Genomic DNA, 16766 nt, shown 5'->3' with positions numbered 1-16766 from the left:
TAGAGGAATATATTTTAGAGAGTGTAAACGGAGCCGGCAGAGCATGGCTATAGCGCTCTATTTGGATAGCATTTGCGCTTTTCGGATGGACAATTTGACGAGCGCTCTCCCGGTAGTTGCGAAATCCTCGGACTCCCCTGCGCAACAAGGCTTTGCGGCTTGCCTGCGACTACGCGACGCCGTCCTGGCACCGGGGTAGTGATTTGCCGAAAGGTCTCGGCAATCGGCATGAATTGCAGCTGCGGTGCCGGAGCGTTGGCGCTTCCGGCTTCAGCCGCGTAGCAGCGGAAGAAGCTGATCGCCCTGCCGCTTGATTTCGGAGAGATAGGGCGTGTCGGACAGCACGAAGTGGGTGATGCCGAGATCCTGATATTTGCGCAGCGAACGGGCGACGTCTTCAGCCGAACCGACCAGCCAGGTGGTGCCGGCTCCGCCGCCTCCGAACTTGCCCGGCGCGGTATAGAGGTTGTCGTCGAGGACGTCGCCGCGCTCATGCAGATCGAGCAACCGCTGCTGGCCGACGGCGAGCGCGCGCTGGTGATCATGCCAGCCGGTGCCCTTGCTTCTGGCCATCTCGGCGACCTTCGCCTCGGCGTCAGTCCAGGCCTGTTCGGTGGTGTCGCGGACCAGCGTCGTTATCCGCAGGCCGAATTCCAGCGGCGGGAGGTCGCGGTTCAGTTCCCGGCTCAACGCCTTGAGCCGCGCGATCCGTTCGCCGACACCGTCGAGGGGCTCGCCCCAGAAAAGCTGGACATCGGCCTCGGTGGCTGCCACCCGCTCGGCCGCCTCCGAAGCGCCGCCAAAATAGAATTTGGGGTGCCGGCGGTCGCCGCGGACCTGGATGCGTGGCACCACGGTGGAGTCGGCAACCCGGAAGTTCTCGCCCGCCGAGGTGACATTGTCTTCGGTCCATAATCTTCGGACCAGCCGCATGAACTCCTTGGTGCGACCGTAGCGGTGCGCCTGATCGCCCTCGCTGTCGCCGTAGGCAGCCAGGTTGTCCTTGCCCGACACGATGTTGATCCGCACGCGGCCGCCGGTCAGATGGTCCAGCGTCGCTGCCGCGGAAGCGAAATTCGCCGGTCGCCAATAGCCTGGACGGATCGCAATGAGCGGTTCGAAGGTGGTCGTCCGGGCGGCGAGCGAAGTTGCGACGGTAAACGTGTCGGGGCGACCCCAACCGGTGCCGATGAGCGCGCCCTTCCAGCCATGCTCCTCCAGCGCCTTTGCGTGGCTGGTCAGCGTATCCAGGCTGTTGTGGTTCTCGACGGCGGAATCGCCGCGATGGCCGGCTTTGACGTCGTTGGGAATATACCAGAGAAATTCGGAATTATTGCTCATGCGATGCTGCGGTTCTGTGTGGTTGGAACAAGGAAACCAGGGGAAGCCCCCTGGGAAATCATATGGCGGCCTGCACCTGCTGCTGCTCCGCCTGAACCACAAAGCCATTCGGCGGGCGCTGAAGGCCCAGGTTCTCCCGCAGCGTCGTGCCTTCGTATTCGTGCCGGAACAGGCCGCGCTTGCGCAGGATCGGGACGACCTGATCGACGAAATCGGTCAAGGCGGTGGGCAGGATCGGGGGCATGATGTTGAACGCGTCGGCAGCACCGTTCTCGAACCAGCTCTGCATCGCATCAGCGATCTGCTCGGGTGTTCCCACAACCGTCCGATGGCCGCGAGCAGTGGCGACCGCCAGATAGAACTGGCGCAGCGTCAGATTGTTGCGCGATACCAGGTCGGAAACCAGCTTGAGGCGGCTTTTGTTGAGTTCGGTATTATCAGGCAGGGGAGGGGCGGGATCATCCAGCGAGTAGCCGGAAAGATCGACACCCTTGTAGTGGCGGGCAAGGATATTCCAGGCGATGGAGGGATGAACCAGCGATTGGATATGCTCGTAGTTCGCCTGGGCTTCCGCTTCAGTCCCGCCGAGAACCGGGAATATGCCGGGACTGATCAGCAGTTCGTCCGGCCGGCGTCCGTAGCGGGCGAGCCGCCCTTTGACGTCGGAATAGAATTCCTGCGCATCCTCGAAGGTCTGGTTGGCGGTAAAGATCATTTCGGCCGTGCGGGCGGCAAGTTCGCGCCCGGGTTCGGATGCGCCGGCCTGGACGATGACAGGATAGCCCTGAACCGGACGGCCGACGTTGAGCGGACCGGCCACTGAGAAGAACTTGCCCTTGTGATCGACGAGATGCACCTTGTCGGGATCGAGATAGACCCCGCTTTCCTTGTCGCGAATGAAGGCATCGTCTTCGTAAGAATCCCATAAGCCCTTCACCAGGTCGACGAATTCCTCGGCCCGCTCATAACGATCAGCATGGGCGGGATGGCCTGCGATTGAGAAATTCTTCGAAACATCCGCACCTGTCGTGACGACGTTCCATGCTGCGCGGCCCTTGGAGATATAGTCCAGCGACGCGAACCTGCGGGCGAGAAGGTAAGGGTCCTCGTAAGTCGTCGATGCGGTGGCGACGAAGCCGATATGTTTGGTCACCTGCGAGAGGGCCGCCCAAAGGGTCAGGGGCTCGAAATGAGCACCCTGGGCGGTGCGGCGAAGCGCTTCCGGGTCCTTGGCGCGGTCCCATCCCGCCGGACTGTCGGCGACGAAGACGAGATCGAATTTGCCGCGTTCGGCGGTCTGGGCGAGCTCGCGGTAGTGATCGATATTGAGGCCGGCATCGGCCTGCGCCTCCGGATGGCGCCAGGCGGCGATATGGTGGCCCGTCGCCATGATGAACGCGCCAAGCCGCATTTGCCGTTTCGATGTGCTCATTGGCTTATCTCCAGATCAAACTGAACTGTTGCTGATGTCAGGCGGCCTTGCGGCCCGGAAGCTCGACCCCGAGCCGGCTGAGAAGATGGATTCGGAATTGCGTAAAACGCGGATCGCCGTGATCGCGCGGCGTCGGCAGATCGATCTTGAGATCCTCGATGAGGCGCCCTTCGTCGAGAACCAGTATGCGGTCGGCCAACGAAATCGCCTCGTCGACGTCGTGGGTGACGAGCAGCACGGCGGGACGGTGTCTTGCACACAACTCCCGCAGCAGATCGTGCATTTTCAGCCGGGTCAGCGCGTCGAGCGCGCCGAACGGCTCATCGGCGAGAAGCAGGGCCGGTTCGCGCACCAGCGAACGGGCAAGAGCGACCCTCTGCTGCTCGCCACCCGAAAGCTGGTTCGGCCACGCCGTTTCACGGCCTGCAAGTCCTACCTCCGCCAAAGCCTTCCGTCCGGCTTCCTGGCCGGAAGCGCCGGTCAAGCCGAGCGTGACGTTCTGGATGACGGTGCGCCAGGGCAGCAGGCGGGCGTCCTGAAAAACCACCGAAAGGCTCTCCGGTGTCTCGAGGGTGCCGGTTCCCTCGACACCATGATCGAGACCGGCAAGAGCCCTGAGGAACGTGCTTTTGCCGGAGCCGCTGCGGCCGAGCAGGGCGACGAACTCGCCTTCCTCGATATCGAGGTCAACGTCGTCGAGGATCGTCTTCGTCGCAAACCGTCGCACGAGGTTTCGCACGTGGACGGCCTTGGTTGCGGGCTTCAGTTTGCCAGAGTGCGGCGCCATGAGAGAACCCTCCGTTCAAGCAGGCGGACGAGACCGTCCGAGACGAGTCCCAGCAGCACATAGACCACCAGGCCGACGAGAATGACGTCGGTCTGCCCGTAATTTCGGGCAAGATCGATCATGTAACCCAGCCCGCTGGTGGCGTTGATCTGCTCGACCACGACGAGAGAAACCCAGCAGAGGGTGACGGCAAACCGCAGGCCCAGAAGGAAACCCGGCAAAGCACCCGGCAGTACAACCTGAAGGATGAAATCCTTCTGGCTCATCCGTAGGGTCTCGGCCAGTTCGACATAACGGCTGTCGATGCTGCGGAGCGCGTTGTGGGTGTGGATATAAATCGGCACGATGACGGCCAGCGCGATGGTCGTAACCTTCATGCTCTCGCCGATGCCGAACCACAGGATCAGCAAGGGGATCAGGGCCAGCGTCGGTATCGCGCGCTTGATCTGGACCGGCCCGTCGATCAGAGCTTCGCCGATCCGGGAAAGACCGGCGATCACCGCCAGGATCGTGCCGATCAGCAATCCGATGCCAAGCCCGAGCAGGGCGCGTGTCGCTGACGTCACGAAATTGTCCTGCAGGCGACCCTGCTCTATGAGCCTTACGAAAGCCTCGATGACAGTCCACGGCGCCGACAGGATGCGCGGGTCGATCCATCCCAATGCCGAACCGACGACCCAGGTCAGGACAAGCAATACCGGCCCGATCTGCAACCCGAAAGGGATCGCGGGTCCGGGACCTAGCCTGCGCCGGGCCCGTGGGCCGGCGGAGCCAGTCAGGCCAGCAGAGCTAGCCGGGCCGGCCAGCTTTGTCGCGCGTGAGCCTCCATGAACTCTCCCGCTCGTTGTCAGGGATAGTTTCGCCTCATCTGCATCCCAAGTGGTTGCCATGTTTCAGATCTCCTCTCCGAAGGGGTCTCGAACGCTACTGGCTCTTGGCCAAAGCCGCGGCGCCGAGCTTTTCGAAGCGATTGTCGAAAATCTGCTCCACATTGAAGGGTTTGTAGCCGAGCTCGTCTGCCAGCAGGTCGATGGTTTCCTGGTGGCGCTTCTTCACTTCATTCCAATCGGCGGGAACGATCTGTTCGCCGGTCAGCTTGACGAGATATTCCCCGTCCTCCTGGCTCAGCCCCTGCTGACCAACGTAGTATTCCTTGATCCAGAGGTCCTGGTTGCGGTTCACCCATTCGGTGGCGCGTGCCCACAGCCCGACATATTCGGCGAGAGCTGCCGCCTTGGCGGGATCATCCAGAACCCATTGCGGCGCATAAAGATGGCTCGGATCGTCGCGCAAGCCATGCTCCACGAGGGTCGCGCCATCGGATCCGTATTGGGTGATGTAGCGCCTGATGTAGACGCCGCCGAGCGGCGCGATGTCGACCTGCTTGCTCGCCAATGCCTTCGGATAGACGTCACTGGTGCTTGGCAGTTCCACCAGAGTGACGTCGCTGCTCTTCAAGCCTGCGGCATGGAGGGCACGCAGAACGAGTGTGCCCTGGGCCTGTCCCGGGCTGAAGGCGATGCGTTTGCCGCGGAAATCCGCCAGCGTCTTGACGCGCGCGCCCGGTGCGATGCCGAAGCGGTAGATGGGATTGGCGATCGGGTCACGACGTTCGCGATAGGCGATGTTGCGGACGGGCAGATTGTTCCAGTTGGCGAAGATGGAGGGGATCTCGGCCACCGATCCGACATCGAGCGCATGGGCGCGGAAAGCTTCCGACGTCTGCGGCCCGCCGCTGATATTGGCCCATTTGACCTCAAAACTGAGCTCCTTGCCGAGGCCGGACACTTCTAGAGCTTTCTGGGTGACCGGATCGCCGATCGTCAGCACCGTGCCTGGCGGCACTTTGGAAAGCAGGGGGGCGTCTGTCTGGGCTACCGCCGGACCATGAATGGCACCGAGACCAAGCAGACTGAACAACGCAATTTTGAATGTCTTTGCCAATTTCATCTTTGCCAACGTCATCGTCGATCTTCCCGTTTCGGATTGCTGATTGCAGGAGCGATGCACGGTAAGATGGAATATAATCTATTAAATCGATAGACTATTTAGTTTAATGAAAGTGGCGCTGAAGAAAAATTGTCCTCAAAAGTCGGGCAACCGGAACGGTCGCATCCGGCGCCTTCGCAGAATGGTCGCGTTTGGCAGGCATGAAAAAAGCGCCTGGGACGTTCGTCCGCGGGCGCTTAAGCGTCTTAGCTCAACTGACGCCCTTTCAGGCGCCCGAACCGTCTGAACGTCCGGCTCGCCTGATGTCAGGCCTTATGCGGTGCGTATTCGTTGGCCGAGAATACGTGGTGATGCACCTTGCCCGTAAAGAGCTGCAGGAGTTCGCCGGTGACCTCGCGGCTCTGCGACCGCACGTCGGAGAGAAGTGCTGCCTTCACCGCATCCATATCGGGATAACGAATGGCGAGCGCCATGGCATAGATCGGGGCGCCTTCGTCGCGCTCCATCCCGTCCAGCACCCGGATTTCCTCGGCGCCCGGAAATTTCGTCCAGAGAGGAACGAGCCGCTGCCGCACGAATTCGCGGAATTCTTCTTCCCGACCGGAATGGATTTCGCCTTCAAACAAAGCATAACGAATGATCATAGGTTCTCTTTTCCAAAACTCGCCGGAGCTGGATCGATGGTGGTGTGTTGTCGGAATATCAGGGCGTATCTGTCGATACGCCCTGACTGGAAGGGTTATTTGCCCCAGATTTTCTTGTATTGATCGCGATAGCCGTTGTCGGGATCAAAGCTGTTCTTCGGTCCACCGTCAAACTCGACGTTCTGGCTGGTCACCACATGCAGCGGCGACACGTAGCCGGACCATGGAGCTTTCGCAAAGGCGCGGTTCAATTCGTCGACGAGCTGCCAGCCCTGGAGGTTGAGCGGCTCGGCCACCGTGACGGCCTGGAACTGCTTGGCGCGGATACGCTGATAGGCGCTCTCCGAACCGTCGCCGGCTGCGACGTTCACCGGTTTTCCATCACCTGCAATGCCGGCCGAGGCGAGCGAAGGTCCCATGAAGTCGTAATAAAGGTCGTTGATCGCCAGCGAATGCGTCCACTTCGCGCCATACTTCTGCAGAAGCGATGTGGTGAGCTGCGGCATGCGCTGAGAGGTTTCGGCGATCGGCGTGTCGACATATTCGAGCACCGTGCCGCCGAGATCCTCGATCTCCTTCTTCATGCGATCGGCCTTGGCAATCGCGATCGCATAGGTGGAGTCGGTAAAGATGATGACACCCGGCTTGCCGCCTGCATCGGCAAAGGCCCAATCCGCCGCGGACTTCGACACTTCCATCGCATCGGTGGTCACGTTTGCGAAGACACCGACTTCTGGAACCGGACCAACGGCCGAGGCGGCGTGCCAGGAAACCATCGGAATGCCGGCAGCCTTGGCCGCTTCCATCGCCGGCTTCTGTTCGACCGCGTCAAAGCCGTTGATGATGATGCCATCCGGCTTCAGCGCCATAGCCTGGCCGAAAGCCGCGGTGCGCCCGCCGATCGAACCGGCGCCGTCAAGCGCCTTCACCGTCCAGCCGAGCGCGCCTGCAGCCTCCTGAACGCCATTGACCACGCCGAGGATGCCGCCGTTTTTCATATCGGCGGCGAGAATGACGATGTTCTTTCCGGCAGCGCCCTTAGGGCCGCTCGTCGGGCCATCCCAGGCGCTCACCTTGGAAGCATACTTTTCGACCACGGCCTTGGCGTCAGCCATTGAATCGGCCAATGCCGGCATGCTCAGCATAACGGCGACGGTTGCGACCGTTGCCTGCAATAATGTTCTGCGCTTCATGTTCACTCCTCCATTTTGTTTGTTCTGAAATGCCGGGATGAGCCGGCATCCTCATTTGGATGCGGGTGTGATCCTCCTCACAGCTCCGCGCTTGCGCTGGGCGTAACCCGCTATGCCGATGGCAATCAGCAGGGTCACGCCGTTGAACAGCGGTTCGACGAAGAACGACCCGCCGAATTGCTGAATTCCTGATATTCCGACCGCCAGGATGATGACGCCGATCAAGGTGCCCCAGACGTTCACTCGGCCGGGCTTGATCGTCGTCGATCCGAGGAACGCGCCGACAAGCGCCGGCAGGAGATATTCGAGGCCGACGCTCGCCTGGCCGATACGCAGCTTCGAGGCGAGAAGGACCCCGGTCAGAGCCGCAAGCAGCCCCGAGGTGACGAATGCGCCGATCACGAATTTGCGGACGGGAATGCCATTGAGTGCGGCCGCCTTCGGATTGGCGCCGATGGCGTAGAGGTAACGGCCGATCGGCAGGTATTCGAGCACGATCCACATGCAGACCGCGATCAGGAGCACGTAGAAGCCGGTGATCGGCAGGCCGAACAGCATGGTGCCGTTCAGCGCATAGAATCCCTCCGGCAGGACGCCGACCACCTGCCGCCCGCCGGTGTGCCAAAGCGCAAGCGCGTATAGAACCGTTCCGGTGCCGAGCGTCGCGATGAAGCTGTCGATCTTCGCAACCTCGACCAGCAGACCGTTAATGCAGCCGGTAAGAACGCCGAGCGCCAGAACGATGACGACCGCGACCGGCCAGGGCAGGCCGTAGGCGGTCTGCAGGCTGATGGCAAGAATGTGCCAGAGCACGATGCCATAGCCGACGGTCAGATCGATGCGACCCGATGCCATCGGGATCATCGCAGCCAACGACAGAAGCGCAATGATTGCCTTGTCGGACACGATCGAGCGGACGTTCAACAGGGTCGGGAAGGTATCGGGCAGAAGGATCGAGAAGATCACGATCAGGCCGACGGTCAGGATCACCAGCCCGTAGACCGGGATCAGGCGTCCGATCTTCTGTCCTGTGGACAGACCGGCCATTTCGCTCTTGGTCGGCTCCAGCGCCGTGGATTCAATGGATTGCATGGCTGTTCTCCCGGTGGCTCAAGCGGCTTCCGATGCGGATGCGGCCGTGATGACCGCCTCCGTTGTCAGAGCGCTTCCAGTCAGTTCGCTGACGATTATGCCGCGCGAGAAAACCAGCGCGCGGTGGCAGATATGGGCGATTTCCTCGAAGTCGGTCGACACCACGACAACCGCGAGGCCGGCCTCGAGCGCCTGGGTGATCAGACGGTAGATCTCCGCACGCGCTCCGATATCGACGCCGGCGGTCGGATCTTCTGCGACCAGCAGCTTGCGGCCGGTCGCCAGCCAGCGGCCGACGACGACTTTCTGCTGATTGCCGCCCGACAAGGCCTCCACCGGCAGATCCGGGTCGTTCGGCCGCAGGCCGACGGAATGACCGATCTTATGAGCAAGATCGGCTTCGCCGCGCGGCGACAGGAAGGACAAGAGCCCACGTCCGACGGCGCCCGGATTGAGGTAGGTATTTTCCCGAATGGAGAGTGAGAGCGCCACGGACTCCTCCGTCCGGTCACGGGCGATCAAGCCGATGCCCGACGCCATGGCGCGCCGCGGGCTGGAGAGGTCGGGGGCCTCGTCATGCAGCAGAACCGAGCCGTGGAAGGGCTCGCAACCGAACAGCGCGCGGCCGATCCGTTCCTGACCGGCGCCACGCAATCCAGCCAGGCCCAGAAGCTCGCCCTCGCGGATATCGAACGATATCGCGCCTGTGCCGGCGCAAACGAGATCGCGAACCTTGACGATCGCCTTGCCGGGCGTGATCGCCGTCTTGGAAAAGAGGCTGTCGCCGCTGCGGCCGATAATCATCGTCACCAGCTCGTCGGGGGTGGTCTCGCTGACGGGTTTCTGTCCTACCATGCATCCGTCGCGCAGAACGGCGACCCGATCGGCAATCCGGAAAATTTCGTCCAGCCTGTGGGAGACGTAGATCATCCCGACGCCGCGATCCTTTAAGGGGCGGATTGCATTGAACAGCCGATCGACTTCATCGGCGGGAAGGCTCGCCGTCGGCTCGTCGAGCACCAGAACGTCGGCTTCGACGGCAAGCGCACGGGCAATGGCGACAAGCGACTTTTCGGTGCGCGACAGCGCCGAGACCCGCGTGGTGGGGTCAAAATCGCAGCCGACCAGTTTCAAGGCTTCCTTGGCGCGCGCCTGGGTCCTGTTCCAATCGATCAGGCCGCGACGCATCGAGAAGCCCTGTGACAGGCCCATGTTCTCGCCGACCGTCATCCACTCGATCAAACCGAGATCCTGGTGGATGAAGGCAACCTGTTGCCGTTCGTTCGGCTTCGGGGGACGATGATGGTAGCTCTGGCCGCGAAAAAGGATGTCGCCGCTATCGGGCTTGTAGATACCCGCAAGCGTCTTGATGAGCGTCGATTTGCCGGCGCCGTTTTCCCCCAGCAGCGCGAGGATTTCGCCCTCGCGCAGGTCGATCGAGACGTCCCGCAGCGCTTGCGTGCCGCCGAAGCTCTTGGTGATCGACTGGAACTCCAGCAGTCTCTTGGCTTCCACTGTGGCTCCTCCCAAAGCTGCGGTTGTCATTGATCGTATGTTATCGATAACATTTATGGATGGTCAAGCGGAAAGATGACGATCTCGAATTTCTCGGGAAATTGATGTCAGCCGGCCTGAAATCCGTCGAGAAGACGCATCATCTCGGCGGAGTCCTTCGGCCCGAGGCCGGCAGCGCAGAGCAGGCGATGAATTTCGACCACCGAGCCGGTCATCGGCAATGGCGTCTTGGTCTTCAGCGCGAAGGCCTGAAGTGAATCCAGGTCCTTCAACATGTTGTCGATTCTGCCTGTCGGAGAGAAATCCCGGGCAGCGAATTTTGCCATGAATTCCTGCATTATCCGATTATCGGCCCTGCCGCCGGCGAGGGCTGCCGGAATGGCGGCCGGATCGACGCCGCCGGCTTCGGCGAGCTTGACCGCTTCGGCGACGGCCTGAAACAGCACGGCGCAAAACAGCTGATTGATCAGCTTCGTCGTCTGCCCGGCGCCGGATGCACCCATCAGCGTGTAATTGGCGGCGAGATGCCGCATCACCACGCGCGCCCGTTCGAAATCCTCAGCACTGCCGCCGGCCATAATCGTCAGGCGTCCGCTCAGCGCACCCGGCACGCCGCCGGAGAGCGGGCAATCCACCCATGCCATGCCGGTTTCCCTACGCAGCCGCATCGCCATGTCAGCCGTGTCGGCCGGGTCGATCGACGACATGTCGATCAGCACCTTGTCGGCATTTGCCGCCGGCGCGACACCCTTTTCGCCGAAGACGACGGCGCGGACGATGCTGGCGTGATTGAGGCTCAGCACACAAAACGCCGACCGTGAGACCGCTTCCTCCACGGAGCCGGCCGCGCGTGCGCCCTTGGCCACCAAAGCCGCGACTTTTTCGGTATCCAGGTCGAAGACCGATACCTTATGCCCGGTTTCGATCAATCGGGTGACGATCGCCGTTCCCATGATGCCGGCACCGATGACGGCGACATCTGCTCTGTAGTCATCCTGCATGATAATCTCCTCCCTTGACGGCCATGCCGCTCAGTCCCTGACAAGCCAGCGCCACAATATCATCCAACGCATTATCGATCGCCACCGTCACCACACCAGCTTCACCGGTCGGCGGCTCCAGCGTCTGCAGCTGGCTGTCGAGCAGCGACGCCGGCATGAAATGGCCCTGGCGAGCCTGCATCCGCGACAGCAGCAGGTCGCGGGATCCTTCGAGGAAAACAAAGGCCAGGCGCCCGCCCGCGGCCTGTCTTAGCCTGTCGCGATAGCTTCTCTTCAGCGCCGAACAGGAAACCACCAATCCTTGCGACGTTTCTTGCGCGGTCCTTATTTCTTCGCCGATCCGGTCGAGCCAGGGCAGGCGGTCGTCGTCAGCAAGCGGTATGCCCTGCGCCATCTTCTCGACATTTCCAGCGGGGTGGAGTTGGTCGCCCTCCAGAAACAGCATGCCGTTTCGAGCGGCGAGATGCTCTCCAACCGAGGATTTGCCGCAGCCGCTGACGCCCATGACGACAATGGCCAGAGGCGATGCCTTTTGCTCGAAGCCCATGGTCTCGTCTCTATCAGAGGCAGGTCGTGATGCCGCCGTCGACATAAAGCGTATGCCCGTTGATGAAGGACGAGCCGCGGCCCGACAGGAAAACGGCGGCACCCACCAGCTCCTCGACATTGCCCCAGCGTCCGGCCGGCGTCCTCTTCTCGAGCCAGGACGAGAACTCGGGGTTGTCGACGAGCGCCTGGTTGAGCGGCGTCTTGAAATAGCCAGGCGCAATCGCGTTGATCTGCAGACCGTACTTGGCCCAGTCGGCGCACATGCCGCGGGTCAGATTGCGCACCGCGCCCTTGGTCGCCGTGTAGGGGGCAATGCCGGGGCGCGCCAGTTCGCTTTGAACGGAGGCGATGTTGATGATCTTGCCCTGTCCGCGGGCGATCATGGGTTTGGCCGCTGCCTGGCCGACGTAGAACACGCTCGAAATATTGGTGGTCAGCAGCAGCTCCCATTTGTCCGCCGGAAAATCTTCCAGCGGCGTGCGAAACTGCATGCCGGCATTGTTGATCAGGATGTCGAGCGGCCCGATATCGGTTTCGATCGCGTCTATACCTTCTTTGGCAGCGTCCTTGCTGGTCACGTCGAAGATCGCCGCATGGGCAGACAGGCCTTGATCCTTGAGGCTCTCGACCGCACGTTTGACGCTTTCGGGCGTGCGGCCATTGATGATCACCTCGGCGCCATGCTGCGCCAGGCCTTCGGCCAGGGCGTAGCCGATCCCCTGGCTCGAGCCGGTGATCAGGGCGCGCCGTCCGGTAAGATCAAACAAGTTCTTCATGCAAATCACTCCTCCGGTCTCGCCGCAGGCGACGGCTTCAACTGCCGCTGACGGTGAAACTCACTTGACATCCCTCTTCCGAATTATATGTTATCGATAACATAATCAACTGTCAAAATGCGGGATGGAAACGGAATGCCTGAGGTAGAAATCTTGATGGCCGGAGCCTATCCGGAATGGGACATGGTGGATCTGGAGGCGAACTACCGCATTCATCGCCTCTGGGAAGCGACAGACCGGCAGGAGCTGATCTCCAGGGTCGGCAAGGATATCCGCGCCATAGCGACCCGCGGCGAACTGGGAGCGTCCGCAGAACTGATGGCGCAATTGCCGAAACTGGAGATCGTCTCCTGTTACGGCGTCGGCACCGACGCAATCGACTTGTCCTATGCCCGCGCCAACGGCATTCGCGTCACGAATACCCCCGATGTGCTGACCGAAGATGTCGCCGATATCGCCATCGGACTGCTGCTTGCCACGGCAAGGCAGGTCCCTCAGGCCGATGTCCTCGTTCGCTCCGGCCAGTGGGGCAGTGTCGCCATGCCGCTGGTGACGCGCGTCTCGGGCAAGAAGGTGGGGATCGCCGGCATGGGCCGGATCGGCAAGGCAATCGCCAGAAGGGCTGCTGCATTCGGCTGCGACATCTCCTATTTCGCTCGCCATGACCACACGGATGTTGCCTATACCTACGAGCCCGACCTGATCGCGCTTGCCGATTGGGCCGACTTTCTGATCGTCATCGTCCCCGGCGGGGAGGCGACCATGAAGATCATCAATGCTGAGGTGCTTAAAGCGCTCGGCCCTAACGGCATCCTGGTCAACGTCTCCCGCGGGACGACCGTCGACGAAGAAGCGCTGATCGCAGCCCTTCGAGACCGCACCATCCAGGCTGCGGGCCTTGATGTCTTCCTGAACGAACCCAAGATCGATGCCCGTTTCCTGACGTTGCAAAACGTCGTGTTGCAGCCCCATCACGGCTCTGGCACTGTCGAGACCCGCAAGGCCATGGGCCAATTGGTCAGAGACAATCTCGCTGCGCATTTTGCAGGTAGCCCGCTTCCAACTCCCGTCGTGTGAGGGTCCCGATATGAAAGCCATCGTCATTCATGCCGCCAAGGATCTGAGGATCGAAGAGCGCGAGCCGGAGGTTGCTGGCGCCGGGCAGGTGGAGATTGCCATCGAAGCCGGCGGCATCTGCGGTTCCGACCTGCACTATTACAACCACGGTGGGTTTGGCACCGTTCGCCTGCGCGAACCGATGATCCTCGGCCATGAGATCGCCGGAACGGTCAAGGCGCTGGGCTCCGGCGTCACCGACCTTGCCGTCGGAGACCGTGTTGCGGTTTCCCCGAGCCGGCCGTGCAACCATTGCCAATATTGCCTGAAAGGACAGCAAAACCACTGCCTCAACATGCGGTTTTACGGCAGCGCCATGCCGATGCCGCATATTCAGGGTGGCTTTCGCCAGCGGCTGGTGGCGGAGCGCTGGCAATGCCACAAGGTCGCAGACGGCATTTCCATTAACGAGGCCGCCTTTGCCGAACCCTTTGCCGTGACGCTGCATGCGGCAAGCCGCGCCGGCTCGCTGCTCGGCAAACGAGTGCTGGTCACCGGTTGCGGCCCCATTGGGATGTTGGCGATCGTCGCGGCGCGCGTCCTCGGCGCCCGTGAGATCGTCGCGACCGACGTGACCGACAGCGTTCTGGCAATCGCCCGCACCAGCGGCGCCGATAGAACGATCAACGTTGCCACCCATGCTGCCGACCTTGCGGCTTACAGCGCTGACAAGGGATATTTCGATGTCATGTTCGAAGCGTCGGGCAATGAGAAGGCGGTGCGCGCCGGCCTGGAGACGCTTAAGCCCCGCGCCATTCTCGTGCAGCTCGGCCTTGGCGGCGATGTCTCTATCCCGCAGAACATGATCGTTTCGAAGGAAATCGAGATGCGCGGGACATTCCGTTTTCACGAGGAATTTGCGCTCGCCGTCGAACTGATCAACGCGCGTCGCGTCGATCTGAAGCCGCTGTTGACAGGTGTTTTCGGGATCGAAGAGGCCGTTGCCGCCTTCGAGTTGGCGGGCGACCGCAGCAAGTCCATGAAAGTGCAGATCGCCTTCTGACCGACTGTATGATCCCTGCAGCCATTCAAAGTGTTGCATCGCCGCGCACCTGAAAAGACGCGCGGCGCTTTAATCTCAAGCGGTCGGCGCGCCGTTCCGGTCCGTGCTTTCGCGCAAGACAACCTTATAGCCTGTCAATGTGATCTCATCGCCGGTCGCCTCACCGGTATGGAGGGTATCCAGCAGGCGGGCGGCGGCCTGGCGACCGATGCCATAACAATCCACATTGATGGTGGTAATGCGCGGATGACAGATGGACGAGATCTCATAATCGCCGAAACCGGCAATGGCGATGTCCCGCGGAACCTTCATTCCCCTGCGCGTGCATTCCATGATGGCGCCGAAGGCGGAAAGGTCGGAGACGCAGAGAACCACTTCCGTGTCCGGCCAGCGCTCCAGCAGGCTGACGATCGCCTGGCCGCCCTGTTCCATCGTGATGGGCGGGACGCCGAAGGAAATCATCCGTCCCGGTCCGAGGCCCAGTTCTTCGACAGTTTTCTGGAAACCGCTTCGCCGCTGGCTGCCGCGCGTATCGCGCGCCGTCGTTCCGCCGATATAGCCGAACTTCCGATACCCTTGACCGGCAAGCGTCCGCACCAGCAGGGACATCGCCTCACTGTTGGAAAAGCCGACGACCTGATTGATCGGATCTTCCGGAAGTTCCCAGCTCTCGACAACGGGAATGCCGGCTTTTACGAGCATCCGCCGCGCGCGCGCCGTGTGCGAACCACCGGTCAGGATGATGCCTTCGGGGCGGCGGCGCAGCATCGCCTCGATCAGCTCTTCCTCTTTCTCCGCCGAATAGTCGGTATAGCCGAGAAGGAGTTGAAGGCCGGTATTCTGCAGCGCATCGGTCATGCCGCGTGCGGTGTCGGAAAAATTCGAATTGTTGATCGAGGGCACCAGGGCGGCGATGAAGCCGCTCCGCCTTGACGAAAGACTGCCGGCAGACAGATCGAGCACATAACCGAGCGCGTCGACGGCTTCCATGATGCGCTTCCGGGTTTCCTCGGAAACGCTCGCATCCTGGCGAAAGGCACGTGAAACGGTCATGGCAGAGACGCCGACATATTTGGCGACCTCCGCCATCGTCAGCTTTTGCGCGTCTCCCGGCTTGAGACGCTTGTCTTTCGGCTCATCCTCGTTTTTCACTGGTCTCCGCTTTCAAACAAGCTTCCGAGTTGGGTGGTCTAAGACACGATAAAGTTATCGCTATCATCGTACAATCGATATTATTGCAGGAATGCACCATTCCAAAGTCCAAGAACCAGGATTCCTGGGGCTTTTTCGCAAAGGCCGGCCGATCGGCATCTGTACGAAGCCCTCAAAACGCGACAAGATGATATCGATAACAATTTGAAGGAAACGGAGGAGCATCATGTTCGGGCAAATTGACGGTACGGGGTTTGAGGTTCTCGACCCGCGTTTTGAAAGCTGCTTCGTCGGTCACGCCCGCGTCGAGCGGCTTTGGACGGGCGGCCGCTGGCTGGAGGGACCGGCCTGGTTTGCCGCCGGGCGCTATCTGGTTTTTTCGGATATCCCCAACAACCGCATGATGCGCTACGACGATACCAGCGGGCATACATCGGTATTCCGCTCGCCCAGCAACAATTCGAATGGCAACACGGTCGACGTTCAGGGCCGGCTGATCACATGCGAGCATCTGACGCGCCGTGTCACGCGCACGGACTTCAACGGCAGGATCACGGTTCTGGCCGATCAAATTGCAGGCAAACGGCTCAATTCTCCAAACGACGTCACCGTCAAGTCCGATGGGACCATCTGGTTCACCGACCCGAGCTACGGCATCCTCCACGACTACGAGGGCGACTATGGCGAGGCGGAAATCGGCGGATGCCACGTCTACCGGCATGATCCGGCAACAGGCTCGACCGATCAGGTGACCTCCGATTTCGTCAAGCCGAATGGACTGGCTTTCTCCCCGGATGAGACGCTGCTCTACGTCGCCGACACCGGGGCAACGCATCTGCCCGGCGGTCCGCGTCACATCAGAAAGCTCGCGGTCTCGAATGAGGGAAGGTTGACCGATCTCGGCGTTTTCGCAGAATGTACCTCAGGCCTTTTCGATGGTTTTCGCGTCGACCGGAAAGGCCGGATATGGACGAGCGCCGGCGACGGTGTGCACGCCTATGATCCGGATGGCACTTTGATCGGCAAGATCCATATTCCCGAGGGCGTCTCCAACGTCGCTTTCGGCGGAGAAAAATTGAATCGTCTCTTCATCACTGCGAGCACGTCTCTCTACGCTGTTTATCTCACCGCCAACGGATCGAGACTGGGATAATCACTTAGCAGAGGCCGCCCTTTTGGGACGGCCTCTGCTGAGCGCGGCTTTGTGCCTCTTGC

Annotated in this window: 16 protein-coding genes; 3 read left to right on the top strand and 13 right to left on the bottom strand. The window is 61.2% G+C overall.

Features of this window, described 5'->3' with window-relative positions:
* Nucleotides 1–270 precede the first annotated feature (270 nt).
* From J3P73_RS33785 to J3P73_RS33730, 12 genes are all read right to left on the bottom strand, one after another.
* Nucleotides 271–1341, bottom strand: coding sequence for an LLM class flavin-dependent oxidoreductase (locus tag J3P73_RS33785; protein WP_027688669.1), 1071 nt, complete (start codon nucleotides 1339–1341; stop codon nucleotides 271–273).
* Nucleotides 1342–1399: 58 nt separating this feature from the next.
* Nucleotides 1400–2773 carry an LLM class flavin-dependent oxidoreductase gene (locus J3P73_RS33780; protein ID WP_207580107.1) on the bottom strand — a complete coding sequence of 458 codons (1374 nt, stop codon included), beginning with the start codon at nucleotides 2771–2773 and terminating at the stop codon, nucleotides 1400–1402.
* A 37-nt stretch (nucleotides 2774–2810) separates the two neighbouring features.
* Entirely contained in the window at nucleotides 2811–3560 is a 750-nt protein-coding gene (locus tag J3P73_RS33775; protein ID WP_207580106.1) for an ABC transporter ATP-binding protein, read from the bottom strand.
* Nucleotides 3536–4450 carry an ABC transporter permease gene (locus J3P73_RS33770; protein ID WP_027688672.1) on the bottom strand — a complete coding sequence of 305 codons (915 nt, stop codon included), beginning with the start codon at nucleotides 4448–4450 and terminating at the stop codon, nucleotides 3536–3538. Before J3P73_RS33770 ends, J3P73_RS33775 begins: the two co-directional genes overlap by 25 nt.
* Nucleotides 4451–4484: 34 nt before the next feature.
* Entirely contained in the window at nucleotides 4485–5510 is a 1026-nt protein-coding gene (locus J3P73_RS33765) for an ABC transporter substrate-binding protein (protein WP_168251539.1), read from the bottom strand.
* Between the two features lie 305 nt (nucleotides 5511–5815).
* Nucleotides 5816–6154 (bottom strand): hypothetical protein, encoded by a 339-nt coding sequence (locus J3P73_RS33760; protein ID WP_027688674.1) that lies wholly within the window; start codon nucleotides 6152–6154, stop codon nucleotides 5816–5818.
* A gap of 95 nt (nucleotides 6155–6249) precedes the next feature.
* Nucleotides 6250–7347, bottom strand: a complete 1098-nt coding sequence (locus tag J3P73_RS33755; RefSeq protein WP_018486091.1) for an ABC transporter substrate-binding protein — start codon at nucleotides 7345–7347, stop codon at nucleotides 6250–6252.
* Between the two features lie 51 nt (nucleotides 7348–7398).
* On the bottom strand, nucleotides 7399–8439 hold the full coding sequence (locus tag J3P73_RS33750; RefSeq protein ID WP_064246159.1) for an ABC transporter permease: 1041 nt from the start codon (nucleotides 8437–8439) through the stop codon (nucleotides 7399–7401).
* 18 nt (nucleotides 8440–8457) lie between these two features.
* Nucleotides 8458–9954 carry a sugar ABC transporter ATP-binding protein gene (locus J3P73_RS33745; RefSeq protein ID WP_207580105.1) on the bottom strand — a complete coding sequence of 499 codons (1497 nt, stop codon included), beginning with the start codon at nucleotides 9952–9954 and terminating at the stop codon, nucleotides 8458–8460.
* A gap of 107 nt (nucleotides 9955–10061) precedes the next feature.
* Nucleotides 10062–10955, bottom strand: a complete 894-nt coding sequence (locus J3P73_RS33740; RefSeq protein ID WP_207580104.1) for an NAD(P)-dependent oxidoreductase — start codon at nucleotides 10953–10955, stop codon at nucleotides 10062–10064.
* Nucleotides 10945–11502 (bottom strand): gluconokinase, encoded by a 558-nt coding sequence (locus tag J3P73_RS33735; RefSeq protein WP_027688678.1) that lies wholly within the window; start codon nucleotides 11500–11502, stop codon nucleotides 10945–10947. The genes J3P73_RS33740 and J3P73_RS33735 overlap by 11 nt, the downstream gene beginning before the upstream one ends.
* A 13-nt stretch (nucleotides 11503–11515) precedes the next feature.
* Nucleotides 11516–12280 (bottom strand): SDR family oxidoreductase, encoded by a 765-nt coding sequence (locus J3P73_RS33730; protein ID WP_018496302.1) that lies wholly within the window; start codon nucleotides 12278–12280, stop codon nucleotides 11516–11518.
* A gap of 135 nt (nucleotides 12281–12415) precedes the next feature.
* Here J3P73_RS33730 and J3P73_RS33725 point away from each other — a divergent pair, with 135 nt between their 5' ends.
* Nucleotides 12416–13357: a 2-hydroxyacid dehydrogenase gene (locus J3P73_RS33725; RefSeq protein ID WP_018070700.1), complete on the top strand. Its 942-nt coding sequence runs from the start codon at nucleotides 12416–12418 to the stop codon at nucleotides 13355–13357.
* Nucleotides 13358–13367: 10 nt separating this feature from the next.
* The gene (locus J3P73_RS33720) at nucleotides 13368–14399 is read left to right on the top strand and encodes an L-idonate 5-dehydrogenase (RefSeq protein ID WP_018070701.1); all 1032 of its coding nucleotides are present in this window, start codon (nucleotides 13368–13370) and stop codon (nucleotides 14397–14399) included.
* Nucleotides 14400–14474: 75 nt separating this feature from the next.
* Here the strand turns inward: J3P73_RS33720 and J3P73_RS33715 are convergent, their stop codons facing one another.
* Nucleotides 14475–15551, bottom strand: a complete 1077-nt coding sequence (locus J3P73_RS33715) for a LacI family DNA-binding transcriptional regulator (protein ID WP_207580103.1) — start codon at nucleotides 15549–15551, stop codon at nucleotides 14475–14477.
* A gap of 226 nt (nucleotides 15552–15777) precedes the next feature.
* Between J3P73_RS33715 and J3P73_RS33710 the strand changes: the two genes are divergently transcribed.
* Nucleotides 15778–16704, top strand: a complete 927-nt coding sequence (locus J3P73_RS33710; RefSeq protein WP_207580102.1) for an SMP-30/gluconolactonase/LRE family protein — start codon at nucleotides 15778–15780, stop codon at nucleotides 16702–16704.
* Nucleotides 16705–16766 lie beyond the last annotated feature (62 nt).

It is taken from the genome of Rhizobium ruizarguesonis (assembly GCF_017357285.1).
GTDB classification, from domain to species: Bacteria; Pseudomonadota; Alphaproteobacteria; order Rhizobiales; family Rhizobiaceae; genus Rhizobium; species Rhizobium ruizarguesonis.
Note: the sequence above shows the minus strand (reverse complement) of the source record. Positions and strands in the feature narration are given on the sequence as shown.

Coding starts and splice junctions, on each gene's coding strand:
- J3P73_RS33760 (WP_027688674.1), bottom strand. CDS start 6,154: ATGATCATTCGTTATGCTTTGTTTGAAGGCGAAATCCATTCCGGTCGG.
- J3P73_RS33710 (WP_207580102.1), top strand. CDS start 15,778: ATGTTCGGGCAAATTGACGGTACGGGGTTTGAGGTTCTCGACCCGCGT.
- J3P73_RS33765 (WP_168251539.1), bottom strand. CDS start 5,510: ATGAAATTGGCAAAGACATTCAAAATTGCGTTGTTCAGTCTGCTTGGT.
- J3P73_RS33775 (WP_207580106.1), bottom strand. CDS start 3,560: ATGGCGCCGCACTCTGGCAAACTGAAGCCCGCAACCAAGGCCGTCCAC.
- J3P73_RS33750 (WP_064246159.1), bottom strand. CDS start 8,439: ATGCAATCCATTGAATCCACGGCGCTGGAGCCGACCAAGAGCGAAATG.
- J3P73_RS33785 (WP_027688669.1), bottom strand. CDS start 1,341: ATGAGCAATAATTCCGAATTTCTCTGGTATATTCCCAACGACGTCAAA.
- J3P73_RS33740 (WP_207580104.1), bottom strand. CDS start 10,955: ATGCAGGATGACTACAGAGCAGATGTCGCCGTCATCGGTGCCGGCATC.
- J3P73_RS33770 (WP_027688672.1), bottom strand. CDS start 4,450: ATGGCAACCACTTGGGATGCAGATGAGGCGAAACTATCCCTGACAACG.
- J3P73_RS33730 (WP_018496302.1), bottom strand. CDS start 12,280: ATGAAGAACTTGTTTGATCTTACCGGACGGCGCGCCCTGATCACCGGC.
- J3P73_RS33720 (WP_018070701.1), top strand. CDS start 13,368: ATGAAAGCCATCGTCATTCATGCCGCCAAGGATCTGAGGATCGAAGAG.
- J3P73_RS33735 (WP_027688678.1), bottom strand. CDS start 11,502: ATGGGCTTCGAGCAAAAGGCATCGCCTCTGGCCATTGTCGTCATGGGC.
- J3P73_RS33755 (WP_018486091.1), bottom strand. CDS start 7,347: ATGAAGCGCAGAACATTATTGCAGGCAACGGTCGCAACCGTCGCCGTT.
- J3P73_RS33725 (WP_018070700.1), top strand. CDS start 12,416: ATGCCTGAGGTAGAAATCTTGATGGCCGGAGCCTATCCGGAATGGGAC.
- J3P73_RS33780 (WP_207580107.1), bottom strand. CDS start 2,773: ATGAGCACATCGAAACGGCAAATGCGGCTTGGCGCGTTCATCATGGCG.